Origin of the sequence: Alistipes sp. An31A, assembly GCF_002159425.1 — a bacterium.
Lineage (GTDB): Bacteria > Bacteroidota > Bacteroidia > Bacteroidales > Rikenellaceae > Alistipes > Alistipes excrementigallinarum.
The window spans coordinates 35,676-47,892 of record NZ_NFIO01000012.1 but is presented as its reverse complement, the minus strand read 5'-3'; the positions used below and the strand labels follow the sequence as shown (position 1 = coordinate 47,892).

Annotated in this window: 9 protein-coding genes, 1 tRNA gene and 1 pseudogene; 5 read left to right on the top strand and 6 right to left on the bottom strand. The window is 64.5% G+C overall.

Annotation, left to right across the window (positions count from 1 at the left end; all coding sequences use genetic code 11):
- Window positions 1–1,263 (top strand): annotated as a pseudogene (locus tag B5F90_RS11015) (hypothetical protein); the annotation flags it as partial.
- Between the two features lie 192 nt (window positions 1,264–1,455).
- Here B5F90_RS11015 and B5F90_RS09495 read toward each other — a convergent pair.
- The 3 genes from B5F90_RS09495 to B5F90_RS09485 form a co-directional block, all read right to left on the bottom strand.
- Window positions 1,456–1,532: transfer RNA gene (locus tag B5F90_RS09495), tRNA-Ala, on the bottom strand.
- Window positions 1,533–1,637: 105 nt separating this feature from the next.
- The gene (locus B5F90_RS09490; RefSeq protein ID WP_087362565.1) at window positions 1,638–4,031 is read right to left on the bottom strand and encodes a BamA/TamA family outer membrane protein; all 2,394 of its coding nucleotides are present in this window, start codon (window positions 4,029–4,031) and stop codon (window positions 1,638–1,640) included.
- 34 nt (window positions 4,032–4,065) lie between these two features.
- A complete protein-coding gene (locus B5F90_RS09485; protein ID WP_087362564.1) occupies window positions 4,066–4,812 on the bottom strand; it encodes a nitroreductase family protein in 747 nt (248 codons plus the stop codon).
- Between the two features lie 140 nt (window positions 4,813–4,952).
- On the opposite strand from B5F90_RS09485, the gene dapF reads away from it, so the two are divergent.
- The 3 genes from dapF to B5F90_RS09470 are packed head-to-tail and all read left to right on the top strand — an operon-like array spanning window position 4,953 to window position 6,905.
- Complete coding sequence (dapF, locus tag B5F90_RS09480) at window positions 4,953–5,756, top strand: diaminopimelate epimerase (RefSeq protein ID WP_087362563.1); 804 nt, start codon at window positions 4,953–4,955, stop codon at window positions 5,754–5,756.
- Between the two features lie 57 nt (window positions 5,757–5,813).
- A complete protein-coding gene (locus tag B5F90_RS09475; RefSeq protein WP_087362562.1) occupies window positions 5,814–6,008 on the top strand; it encodes a hypothetical protein in 195 nt (64 codons plus the stop codon).
- Between the two features lie 12 nt (window positions 6,009–6,020).
- A complete protein-coding gene (locus B5F90_RS09470; RefSeq protein ID WP_087362561.1) occupies window positions 6,021–6,905 on the top strand; it encodes an alpha/beta hydrolase in 885 nt (294 codons plus the stop codon).
- Between the two features lie 82 nt (window positions 6,906–6,987).
- Here B5F90_RS09470 and B5F90_RS09465 read toward each other — a convergent pair whose 3' ends face one another.
- On the bottom strand, window positions 6,988–8,370 hold the full coding sequence (locus B5F90_RS09465; RefSeq protein WP_087362560.1) for an MATE family efflux transporter: 1,383 nt from the start codon (window positions 8,368–8,370) through the stop codon (window positions 6,988–6,990).
- Between the two features lie 156 nt (window positions 8,371–8,526).
- On the opposite strand from B5F90_RS09465, the gene B5F90_RS09460 reads away from it, so the two are divergent.
- Window positions 8,527–9,117 carry a DUF308 domain-containing protein gene (locus tag B5F90_RS09460; protein ID WP_087362559.1) on the top strand — a complete coding sequence of 197 codons (591 nt, stop codon included), beginning with the start codon at window positions 8,527–8,529 and terminating at the stop codon, window positions 9,115–9,117.
- A gap of 87 nt (window positions 9,118–9,204) precedes the next feature.
- Here the strand turns inward: B5F90_RS09460 and B5F90_RS09455 are convergent, their stop codons facing one another.
- Window positions 9,205–11,709, bottom strand: coding sequence for a tetratricopeptide repeat protein (locus B5F90_RS09455; RefSeq protein WP_087362558.1), 2,505 nt, complete (start codon window positions 11,707–11,709; stop codon window positions 9,205–9,207).
- Window positions 11,710–11,721: 12 nt separating this feature from the next.
- Entirely contained in the window at window positions 11,722–12,213 is a 492-nt protein-coding gene (locus tag B5F90_RS09450; RefSeq protein WP_087362557.1) for a DUF3868 domain-containing protein, read from the bottom strand.
- Between the last annotated feature and the right edge of the window lie 4 nt (window positions 12,214–12,217).

The following is a 12,217-nucleotide window of genomic DNA, read 5'->3' as shown; positions in this document are numbered from 1 at the left end:
TTCGACATCGACATCGACCCGGGCTTCGGCGAGCCGGACCACAACCTCTCGCAGCTGCTCTTTGCGGCCGAGAACGGCGGTACGGTGGAGCTTGAGGAGAACATGACCCTCGAGCAGGAGATTACCGTTGCCGAGGGCAAGAAGATGGAGCTCAACCTGAACGGCCATGACATCGTCTTTGACAGCGAGGAGCTCTACACCGCCTTCAACGTCAACGGCGACATGGTCATCAACGGCCCCGGCAACATCTCCTACAAGAACGGCGGCATTCTGATTGTCAACAAGAACGGTTCGCTCGTCATCAACGGCGGCGATTTCAGCTCCGATGTCAACTGCATCCAGGTCTACGGCGGTTCGCTGGCCATCAACGGCGGCCACTTCTCCGTAACGCAGATGGTGGATGGACACTGGTACCTGCTCAACCAGCTCGACTCCGACCCCGGAACGGTCGCCATCAAGGGCGGTACGTTCGTCAACTACGACCCGGCAACGGGTGACCCCGGACGCGGCGGCGACTTCCTGGTTGAGGGCTATTCGTCGGTCAAGGTGAGCGACGACCCGGCAACCTATGAGGTCATCGAGGGCGCCGGTGCAGCAACGGCCGACGAGCTGAAAGCTGCCATCGCCGAGGGTGAGCCGGTCATCACGCTGGTCGGCGACATCGCGCTGAGCGAGGTGCTCTCCTTCCCGAAGGATGTGACGCTGACGGCCCAGGGCGACGTGACGCTGACGGGTGCTCCGGTCTACTTCAACGGTGAGAACACGGTGGTGCGCGGCATCCACTTTGCCAACGGCACCAGCAGTTCGGGCCAGGCTTCGGCGGTCTACGTCACGAGCCAGAAGTGCCGGACGCTGGTCTTCGACAACTGCACCTTCTCCAACGCGCAGTGGGATGCCATCCAGCTGACGGACAAGGATGTGGAGTCGATTGAGATTACCAACTGCACCTTCCGCAACACGGTCGAGGGCGGCTACCGCTACATCCACCTCGAGCTGCGGAACGGCAGCGACTACTACGCCAACGCCCAGGCCAAGGTGACCGTTACGGGCTGCACGTTCGAGAACGTATCGAGCGCCTACTGCAAGGACAGCGCCGTGACCATCTGCGGCTTCATGCACGACAACCTGACCATCGCGGACAACGTGGTGAAGGGCGCCGGTGCCGACAACATCACCAACATGATGTTCTGGATTTGCGACGGCACGAACTTCGGCAAGCTCTTCTCGACGGAGGAGCTCAAGACGATGTTCCGCAACGAATAGCGGCAATCCGAGATGCTGACAGCAAGGCGCCGGACGGAGTATTCCGTCCGGCGCCTCTCTTTTTTTGCCTGTGGGCGTGCGGAGGCGGGAACTTTCTCCCGCTCTTTTGCCGTTGTCCGATGAGGAGGAATACAACAAAAAAAAGCTGTAAACAAGTCGTTTACAGCTTTCAGGCCTGCTTTCGGCCTCGTTTGGTGGAGAATACGAGATTCGAACTCGTGACCTCTTGCATGCCATGCAAGCGCTCTAGCCAGCTGAGCTAATCCCCCGATTGTGGTTGCAAAGGTAATACGAATTTCCGAAAATCCAAATCGTCGGGCCGTTTTTTCCGCATTTTCTGCCGGAGCGACTCCATTGCCTGCTGCCGCCCGGCGTCAGAAGGGATAGCCCACGCCGAAGTTGAGCGCCGTATTGCTCCAGCGGAAGTTGTGAATCCACCGCTCTCCGGCCGGGTTGTTGGGGTTGTGGAGCTGGATGCCCCAGTCCAGACGCAGCACCACGAACTTGATGTCGAGGCGCAGGCCGAGACCGGTGTTGAAGCCCAGCTGCTTGTAGAAGGTGTCGAAGTGGAAGAGCGCCGCCTCGGGAATCGAGCCGTCGGTCTGGCGCACATACCAGATGTTGCCCAAATCGAAGAAGGTGGCCCCGTGGAAGATGCCCCAAATCGGGAAGCGCAGCTCGAGGTTGGCCTCCAGCTTCATGTCACCCAGCTGCGTGGGGTAGCTTGTGTCGCTGGGCTTGGGCACGGAGCCCGGGCCGAGCGTACGCGGCGTCCAGCCGCGCATGCCGCCGCTGCCGCCCGCATAGAAGAGCCGGTCGAAGGGGATGGTCACCCCCTTCGAGTTGCCGTAGGCCATGCCCACACCGCCGTAGAGGCGCCCCGCCAGCGCGACCTTGTCGCCCAGCATTACGGTGCGGCTCACGCTCAGGTCCGTGCGGAAGTACTGGGCGTAGCGCAGTCCGAAGATGTGGTAGTAGTCGGTCCCCGAAACCGGGCGCGAGAAGAGGTGTTCGAGGCCGTCGATGAGGTTGCCCGCCGTCTCGAAGTTGAAGCGGACGAGCGTGCTGTTGCCGCCCAGATTCTTGAGCTGGCCGTTGTAGGTGTAGCTGAAGTTCAGGCCGCCGATGAACTGCGACTCGTAACTCTTCTTCAGGTACTCGTTCTCCGTATCCTCGAGGAACTGCGCGTCGAGGTAGCTCACGTCGACCACGTTGATGTCGATGGGGCGCAGCGCGAAGGAGGAGTAGCGCTTGTTGCTCCACAGGTAGGAGAGGCTGGCGCTCGAGAGCGTGCGGCGGTAGAAGGGGCGGTCCTGGTAGTTGACCGAGACCTCGAGCTTGGTCTTGGGCTGGTTGATGTTCTGGAAGCGGGAGGCGCTCCACGGCACGAGGAAGCGCGGGAAGAGGAGGCTCGTGGTGACGCCGAACTCCTTGGCGGTCTTCTTGCGGGCGTCGGGCGCCTTCATGAACTCGTAACCGGCCGTGACGGAGACGTCGAACGACTCGGCGCCGCGGAAGATGTTGCGGTTCTGGTAGCCGACGGTGGCCTTCAGTCCGTAGAAGCTCGAGGTGGTGCTCCCCTCGACGTCGGCCTTGAAGCTCTGCTTGAGGGCCGGCGTGCAGAGGATGTGGCAGGCGAGGTACTCCTCGCGCGTGTAGCGGTTGGAGGTCGAGTCGGCCAGGGCGCCGATGTAGGAGACGTAGCTCTGCGTCGAGTCGGCCGTCAGGCGGGGCATCTCGGTGAAGGCGATGCGGGCGCTCTTGAAGTAGCCCAGCCCGATGAGGTCCGAGTAGGCGCGGTTGACCTGCGAGGCGTTGTAGAGGTAGTTGGGGTAGATGGGGATGGCCTGCCGCAGCACCACGGGGCGCAGATGGGGCCGACCCTCGTAGACGATGCGCAGCCCCTCGTAGAGCGTCGTGTCGAGCCGCTCGAGGAGCGACGAGTCGACACGGACGGCCGCCGCGTCGTATTCGGGGTAGACGTTCACCCGCCCGATGCGGTAGACCTTGTGGTTCTCGAAGATGGGTTCGCCCTGGGCGTTGTAGCCCGCAAGGTAGGGCTTGATGACCATCGTCACCCCGACGCGGTGTCCGCCGCCGAGCGTGTCGGCTACGTATTCGATGCTGCTCGGCGAGAAGTTGTAGTAGCCCCGCTGCTTGAGGTAGGTGGCGATGCGCGTCCGCTCGGCGTCGAGCTGCGTGATGTCGAAGATGTCGCCCGCATGGATGAGCGAGTGGGCCGTATCGGCCAGAATCAGCGGCCGGAGAAATTGGTCGCGGAAGTCGTAGGCGATGGTGTCGATGCGGTAGGGCGCCCCCTGCCGGATGCGGTAGGTGATGCTCGCCTTGCGCGGGTGGCGCGTCGTGTCGAGCTCGTAGGAGGCCTCCGAGGCGTAGAATCCCTTAGAGTCGAGGTAGATTTTGAAGTTCTGCACCGAGCGCTCCGTGAGGTTCATGTCGAGCAGCACGGGGGCCTCGCCGATTTTGCGCTTCCAGTTGTTCCAGCGGTTGTGCTTCGCCGTATCGGCCTGTTCGTAGAGCCAGACGTAGAAGTAGGTCCCCAGAAAGCGCTTGTTGGGGCTCTGGCGGATGTACTTCTCGAGCTCCGACGAGGTGATTCGCTCCGAACGCGGAGCCTCATGGTCGGTCTCCACCGAGACCTTCGTCAGCAGGTAGGAGCCCTGGGGAATGTGGCGCGTGACGCTACAGGCCGAGCCCAGAAGACTCAGCAGTGCGATGGCCAGCGTGCGCACTCCCCTTGTTCCCATCGGTGTCTCGGCGTCGGTTGTCGACCCGGTTCGGTCAGTTGTTGAAAAATCCCTTTTCGCGCAGCAGGGCGAAGTAGGCCTTCGACACGGCGATGTTGTCCTCGCGGCGGTAGCGGTTGCGCGTGAAAATCTGGGCCAGGTTGGGCAGCTTGTTCTCCTCGAGCAGCTGCTTGGTCTGGGCCGACTCCTCGCGCTCGGCCCACAGCTCGTCGATTTCGGCGGCCGTGTAGTCGGTGTACTTCTCGTAGTGGACCACCGCCTCGAGCGGCAGCCGGTCGGTCAGCTCGGGCGATTCGTCGGGGTAGCCCATCACGACGGTCGTCAGCGGGATGACCCCCTTGGGCAGCTCGAGGATGCGGGCGATGTCGCCCGCCGTGTAGAGCGTCGTGCCGAGGATGCAGATGCCCAGTCCGTGCGACTCGGCCTCGATGCAGAGGTTCTGCGTCGCCAGCAGGGCGTCGGTGGCGGCGTTGAGGAACCACTCGAAGTTGTCGTAGGCGGGGTCGGCGTCGCGCTGCTCGCACCACATCGAGAAGCGGTGCACGTCGGCGCAGACGGTCACCAGACAGGGGGCCTGGCGCACCATCGGCTGGTTGAAGTGGCAGGGCGCGAGCTCGTTGCGCAGCGCCTCGTCGCGCGTTACGATGAGCGAATAGAGCTGCATGTTGCCGCACGTCGAGGCGCGCGTGGCGGCCTCGAGGATTTCGCGCAGCGTTTCGACGGGTATCGGGCGGGACTTGAACTTGCGGATGGAGCGGTGCTTGAAGAGCTGACTTTTCATGATGTTGTGTCAATTAACAATTCCTTTGCCACACGCGGCGCGCCGGGCGGCGGGTGCGGAACGGGGGAGACAATTTTTTACAAAAGTAGTAAAACTTTTAGAAGTTTTATTATTTTTGTGAGGATATAACACCGCTGCACATGCTGCTCAAGTTTGCCAAATACGAGGGTGCGGGCAACGACTTCATCCTGCTCGACGACCGTGAGGAGCGCTTCACGCCCGACCCCGCGCGTATTGCGCGGCTCTGCGACCGCCACTTCGGCATCGGGGCCGACGGGCTGATGACGCTGCGGCGCAGCTCCGAGCTCGACTGCTCGATGCGCTACTACAACGCCGACGGCTCCGAGGGCGAGATGTGCGGCAACGGCGCCCGCTGCTTCACGCTCTTTGCCGAGCACCTCGGTGTCGGCGGCGAGGTGAAGTTCTTCGACGCGGCCGACGGGCTGCACATGGCGCGGATTCTGCGCACGCGGGGGCTCGCCGGCGACATCGAGGTGGGGATGCTCAACGTCTCGGAGATTCGCGACGGCGGCTCGTGGTGGGCCCTCGACACGGGAGTGCCCCACTTCGTGGAGTTCGTCCCCGATGTCTCGGCCGTCGACGTGGTGGGCCGCGGCCGTACGATTCGCCACGACGCCCGCTTCCCGCGCGGAACGAACGTCGACTTTGTTGAGGAGCTGGGCGAAGGGCATCTGCGCGTGCGGACCTACGAGCGCGGCGTCGAGAACGAGACGCTGGCCTGCGGTACGGGGGTCACGGCGGCGGCCATTGTCACCTCGTACGTGCGTCAGCCCGCCGTGCACCGCTTCCGCATCGAGGTGCCGGGCGGCGAGCTGGAGGTGCGCTTCCGCCACGAGGCCGGGACGCAGCACTATACCGACATCCGGCTCACGGGCCCTGCCCGCCGGGTCTTCGAGGGTGAATTCGATACCGAAAACTTCTGATTCTGCGTATATTCAATTCAGTACAACATCTTTTTTCCTTATCTTTTCCATCCATCCATGAAAACATCCAAGGGGGGCCGTGCGCACGACACGGACGAGCTTCGCAAGGCGAAGCGCCTCGAACCGCTGCACAAGAGCGGCAAGGAGCGTCATACGCTCTACCGTCATCTGGACGACGAGGAGGATGAAACGTACGAGGTACGCCCCAAGCGGGAGTCGGCCCTCGACTATTTCGACGACGAAGAGGAGTAATCTTGACGGAAAATGACCGAAAAATTCATCATGGCGGGGCCGGTTGCCCTGCATGTCTGCGACTCGGAGAAGGGTGAGCGCTGCGTCGTGCTGCTGCACGGCTATCTGGAATCGATGCTCGTCTGGGACGACTTCGTGCCGCTGCTCTACAAAGAGGTGCGCGTGGTGACGCTCGACCTGCCGGGCCACGGCATCTCGGTCGTCACGGGCGAGGAGCACTCGATGGAGTTCCTGGCCGACGTGGTGGCCGACGGACTGCGTGCGCTGGGCATTGCGCGCTGCACGCTGGTGGGCCACTCGATGGGCGGCTACGTGGCGCTGGCCTTCAGTGAACGCCATCCCGAGATGCTCGACGGCGTGGTGCTGCTCAGCTCGACGCCCAATGCCGACACGCCCGAGAAGGTGGAGAACCGGCGGCGTGAAATCGCGCTGGTGCGCGCCGGCCGCAAGGAGCTGCTGGCGCATGTGGCCCCCGAGGCGGGCTTCGCCCCCGAGAACCGGGCGCGGATGAAGGATGCCATCGAGGACCTCACCGAGCAGGTCTTCGTCACGGAGGACGAGGGCATCGTGGCGCTGCTCAACGGCATGCTGGCGCGCAAGGACCGCAACGAGATGCTGCGCGCCTCGTCCGTGCCGCAGCTCTTCATCCTGGGACGCGAGGATGGCTACATCCCGGTCGAGAAGGCCGAGGCGATGGTGGCCGCCCATCCGCAGGCGCGGGTGGTGTGGCTCGAACACTCGGGTCACATGGGCTTCCTCGAGGAGCCCGAGAAGACGGCCCGTGCGCTGCTCGACTTCGTGCGCAGCACCGGCCCGGAGGGTGGCAGCGAACAGGGTGGCAACGAGCAAAGCAGCAGCGAGCAGAACGGCAGCGAACAGGGTGCCGTGCACGCGTAGCGGCCTGTATGAACGACAAGGCGTCGGACAACCTCGGTTGTCCGACGCCTTTTTTGTATCGTTGCGGAGCGGTCGGGAGGGCTCAGCTGCGCGCCGCCGCATCCTCGGCGCTCCACTTCGAGTCGCGGATGCGGAGCAGCCGCTTGTAGACCCAGGCGAAGGCCGGCACGAGGAAGGCGACGGCGAAGACCCACGCCGTCGGGTCGCCGAAGCAGACGGCGATGTAGCCCAGCGAGGGGACGGCCAGCAGACTCACCAGTATGCGGGCCACCATCTCCGAGACGCCCGAGAGCATCGCCAGATTGGTGTATCCGACCCCCTGAATCGTGTAGCGCAGTACGCAGAGCATGCCCAGCACCGGGAAGAACGAGACCGAAATGTGGAGGAAACGTACCGTATCGGCGAGAATCTCGTGCTCGGTGGGCTCCACGAAGAGCAGCGCGAAACTCTGCGACCAGAGCATCAGCATGACGAACGAGAAGGCCGAATAGATGAGCATCAGGAGCGTGCTGGCCTTCACGCCGGCCCAGACCCGTTCGGGCTTTCCGGCACCGTAGTTCTGGCCGCTGTAGGTGGCCATGGCGATGCCCAGACTCTCGAGCGGGCACATGAAGAACATCTTGATACGCATGGCGGCCGTGAAGGCGGCGACGCAGGCCGTGCCCAGCGCGTTGTTGGCGCTCTGGAGCATGATGCTGCCGATGGCCGTGATGGAGAACTGCAGCCCCATCGGGACGCCGATGGTGAGCAGCGTGCGGGCCAGACGGGGGCTGTACTGCCGCTCTTCGCGCGACTTGGGCTGGAGAATCTCGAAGTGGCGCATCATGTAGCGGTAGCAGAGCAGCGCCGAGATGCCCTGTGCGAGGACCGTGGCGATGCCGGCGCCGGCCACGCCCCAGTCGAGCACGAGGATGAAGAAGAGGTCGAGCACGATGTTGAGCAGGGTCGAGAAGAGCAGGAACCAGAAGGGGGTCCGGCTGTCGCCCAGCGCGCGGATGATGCTCGAGAGGAGGTTGTAGAAGAAGGTGCAGGGGATGCCGATGAAGGTGATGAGCAGGTAGACGTAGGCCCCCTGGAAGATGTTCTCCGGCGTGCGCATCCACTGCAGGATGTCGTGGCAAAGCAGCGAGGTGACGAGGGCGATGGAGAGCGACATGACGGTGGCCAGCCTCAGGCTGACAAAGACCAGCTGCCGCATGACGCCGTAGTCGCGCGCGCCGAACTTCTGGGCCACCGGAATGCCGAATCCACCGCAGCATCCGTTGCAGAAGCCGAGAATCAGAAAGACGACCGACGTGCTGGCTCCTACCGAGGCCAGAGCGTTGATGCCCAGAAACTTGCCCACGATGACCGCATCGACCAGCGAGTAGGTCTGCTGGAGCAGGTTGCCCAGCAGCAGGGGCAGCGTGAAACTCAGAATCTGGGGCAGCGGCCGCCCCGAGGTCATCTCCTTCGAAATCGCCATGTGTACTCGTTCTGTTCGATTTACGGTTGCAAAGATAGACGATATTCGGCGTGTTTGTATGCTCCGGGGCGCTTTTCGCCCGTTCGGGAGCGTTCCGTGGCGCTCCGTGGCACACTCCTTGCACCCTTGCGGGGTTGAATCAAAACCTGAGTTTCTATGCAAGATTCCCTGTTCCGTTACCTCGAAGGCTCGCGGCAGGCCGTCCGCTACTGGTGGCTGCTGCTTGCGGGAGGGGTCATTCTCTTCCTCATCGGCGTGGTCGTCTTCGCCTTCCCGGTGCAGAGCTACGTCGGCATGGCCGTGCTCTTCGGCTGGCTGATGCTCCTCACGGGGGTGGTCGAGACGATTGTCGCCGCGCGCAACACCCACTATGTGACCGGCCGCGGATGGATGCTCGCCTGGGGCGTCATCGAGATTGTCCTGGGCCTCATCCTGGTCTTCAACGTGGCCCTCTCCTCGGCGACGCTCCCCGTCGTCCTGGGCTTCTGGCTCCTCATGCGCGGCTTCAGCGCCGTGGGGCTGGGCGGCGACATGCGCGCCGTGGGCATCCGCGGCGCCGGATGGACCATCCTCTGCGGCATCCTGTTGCTGCTCTGCGCGCTGGGCATTCTCTTCCAGCCGCTGGTCTTCGGCTCGACGGCCGTCGTGGTCTGGGTGGGCCTTTCGCTGCTGCTGGCCGGCGCCTCGGCCGCACTGCTCGGCCTGCAGCTCCGCACGGCGCATCGTGTGGCCGACAAGCAGCTCTGACCGCAGCCTCTGTATGGCATGCAAAAACGGGACGGCCGCCCATCGTTGCATGGGCGGCCGTCCCGCTTGCGTATGCCGGAGCGCCGGTTATTCGAAGTCCTCGCGGAAGAGTCCGTACTTGCGAATCAGCCTCGAAATTTCGGGGTCGAGGTTGCCGCGGAACTTGAGGTTCTGCCTCAGCTCGACGGCCCGCAGGAAGTACTGCACGGCCTGCTCCTCGTCACCCAGCCGCGAGGCAACCACCGCCAGCATGTACTGCACGTCGGCAATCGAGTGGGCGTCGGGCACGTTGCGCAGGATGCGGTAGGCCGCCTCGTTGTAGCCCAGCGAGAGGTAGGCCAGCGCCGTGTTGCGGTCCTCGTAGGGGCGCAGAATCGTCAGCGCCGCCTCGTAGTTGCGCCGCTTGAGCAGCTCCATGCCGCGCATGTAGTTCGAATCGACCTCGGTCGTGTAGACCGTATCCTGCCGCATGCCGCGGCGGTGGAGGTTGAAGCGGAAATCGACGGCGCGCATCTGCGGGTAGAGCACCTTGCGCAGACGGTCGTACTCGCGCGGATACTTGAGCCGGAGGCGCCACTCGCGGCTGTCGGGCGCGATGTCGGAGTCGATGACCGCAAGCAGCTCCTCCTTGCGCGTGAGCAGCGTGTCGGCCACCACCAGCCGCCGCAGCTCGGCCCAGTCTTCGGCCAGCGACTGTGTGCGCAGCAGGTTGGGCAGGTCGGGCAGCCCGTCGTCGGCCTGCCCGGCCACGACGCGTCCCCGCTCGTCGAGCGTATAGTTGGCCGCCACCTTGAGCGAGTCGTAGAGCGTGCGGAATTCGCCCACCAGCACCCGGCGCAGCGCCTCGGCGCGTTCGCGTGCCAGCCGCTCGTTGAGGCTCCACGAACCCTCGGGCGAGGAGGTGGCCCGCAGCGTGATGCTGTCGATGATGTAGACGGGGTCGGTCATCAGGTCGTGCGTGAGGCGGCGTACGGCGGCAATCTGCGTGCGGTTCTCCTCCTGCGAGCTGTCGAGCGTCGCCTTGCCCTGGGGGAAGGTGAAGAAGAAGCGGGCGTTGGCCTCGGCGTCGCGCGTGATGATGCGCTGCATGTAGCGCGTCGTCTCGTCGACGAAGGTGGTCATCGAGGCCACCGAGTAGGTCAGCGTGTCGGACTTGGGCAGCACATAGCGGCCGCCGCCCGTATCGTCAACCCGGCCGGTGAGGTAGAGGTAGAGCTTCGAGGTGTTTTCGTCGGCCTGCACCAGCTCGGTGTAGTGGTACTGCACCGAACCGTCCGGCTGGTGGATGACCGTGTCGAGCCGCGGCGAGGGGAGGTAGGGGTAGCGCACGCGGCGGGCGAAGACTTCGCCGCTGCGGGCGTCGAGCCGCTCGTTGCGCTCGATGCGCTCTCGGGGAATCGAGTTCAGCCGCATCTGGTTCGTGTCGAGGTTGTTGAGCCGTCCGAGCACCGCCCCGACGCGCTCCTGGCGCTGCTCATAGCGCCGCTCGACGGTGCTGTCCGACAGCTCGCGCAGCGTCGCCTCGGCCGTCGTGTTGCGCCGTCCCGTATAGTCGCGGCGCATCGCGGCGGCGTAGTAGAGCGACTCGTCGTCGGCATGGGCCAGGCAGGTGCCGAGCCGGTGCGGCGAGCGGGCCGCCTGCTGGAAGTAGCCTTCGCGCTGCTGCTCGCGCTGCTGCTCGTAGCGCCCCTCGACGCGGGTGAAGATGGCGCCGCCCGGCAGCGGGTCCTCCGTGGCGTAGCGGTAGCGCGGGGCGAAGTAGTCGTTCAGATGGTCGTACTCGTTCGTCGTGTCGCGGCGGTACGGCGTGTTGCGGGCCACGAAGCGGTCGGTCGAGCGGGCGTAGCGGCGCAGCTGGCGCATGCGGCCGCGGTAGTCGCCCGATGCCATCCAGCCCACCTGCGGGTCGGTCATCGCCTCCCGGGGCGAGAGCCCGTCGAGGCGCTCCTCGAAGGAGGTGTATCGCTCGCGGCTGCGGGCGACGCGCTGCATGTAGCGGTCGTAGGCGCGGCGGTTGCCGAAGGCCTCGAAGTAGTCGGCGCTGTCGACAATCCGCGCGCGGTAGGCGTCGTAGCGGGCGTAGCCGCGCTCCTGCATGGCGCGGAAGCGCTCACCCGTATAGACCAGCGGGTCGAGCTCCAGCGTGTCGGGTCCCTTCAGCAGCATCGGGTGGAGCTGCAGCCGCCAGTCCTTCTCCTGGAACGCCTCGGGCACCGTGACGACGAATTCGACGTTGATTTTGCCGTTGCGCTCGACCAGGTTGCGGCGGTTCGAGGCCGAGATGACCACCTCGTCGATGGCCACCGAAATCATCTTCTGGCCGGTGGCCGTGTCGACCTCCATCGGTGTGAGGTAAATCTGGGTTCCGTCCTGACGGCGGAAGGTGATGATGCGGTTGGCCGAACGGGCCGTGTCGACGGCCGGTGCGGCGTCGGGCACGGTGGCACGGGCCGGCAGGTTGAGCCCCACCTCCGGTTCGCTGCGGGCCAGGCGGCGCAGGCCGCTGCATGACGGGAGCATCGCCGCGACCAGGAGTGCGACCGCAAGTGCGCCGAGTGTCCGGCGCATCCTCTTTTCAAATCCGTAGTTCATATCCTGCAACCTTTAGGGACGTTCGACGGCTCCGTTGACATCGATGGTGGCGATGCGCTGCGAGCGGTCGGCCGAGGTCAGAATCTGGCGGATGACGAGCGTTGCCTGCTCCATCCACGGTTCATAGGGGACCTTCATCTCGTAGTGAATCGTCTCGTCGGTGCCGCGCACGGCCTCGATGGTGCGGTAGGGTTCGCGCTCCATCCAGCGGCGGCCGGTCAGCACGCGGCGGCGCTCACGCATGTGGCGCTGGTAGGGGCCTTCGATGAGGATATGGGGGAAGAGCTTGACCGACCGGCGGTCGGCGGTGCTCAGCTCGGGGATGATGACGAGGCTCTGCGAGCGGGTGACGGCGCGGTCGCGCACGCGGATTTCGAGCACCATGGTCAGTTCGCCGTCGCGGGCGCTGAGCTTCTTGCGCACCACGGAGATGTCTCCGACGAACTGTGCCCGGGCCGACCATGCGGCCAGGAGCAGAAGCAGCATAAGGCAGTATTTTTTCATGGTC

Coding starts and splice junctions, on each gene's coding strand:
- B5F90_RS09485 (WP_087362564.1), bottom strand. CDS start 4,812: ATGAAAAGTCAGCTCTTCAAGCACCGCTCCATCCGCAAGTTCAAGTCC.
- dapF (WP_087362563.1), top strand. CDS start 4,953: ATGCTGCTCAAGTTTGCCAAATACGAGGGTGCGGGCAACGACTTCATC.
- B5F90_RS09460 (WP_087362559.1), top strand. CDS start 8,527: ATGCAAGATTCCCTGTTCCGTTACCTCGAAGGCTCGCGGCAGGCCGTC.
- B5F90_RS09490 (WP_087362565.1), bottom strand. CDS start 4,031: ATGGGAACAAGGGGAGTGCGCACGCTGGCCATCGCACTGCTGAGTCTT.
- B5F90_RS09465 (WP_087362560.1), bottom strand. CDS start 8,370: ATGGCGATTTCGAAGGAGATGACCTCGGGGCGGCCGCTGCCCCAGATT.
- B5F90_RS09475 (WP_087362562.1), top strand. CDS start 5,814: ATGAAAACATCCAAGGGGGGCCGTGCGCACGACACGGACGAGCTTCGC.
- B5F90_RS09470 (WP_087362561.1), top strand. CDS start 6,021: ATGACCGAAAAATTCATCATGGCGGGGCCGGTTGCCCTGCATGTCTGC.
- B5F90_RS09455 (WP_087362558.1), bottom strand. CDS start 11,709: ATGAACTACGGATTTGAAAAGAGGATGCGCCGGACACTCGGCGCACTT.
- B5F90_RS09450 (WP_087362557.1), bottom strand. CDS start 12,213: ATGAAAAAATACTGCCTTATGCTGCTTCTGCTCCTGGCCGCATGGTCG.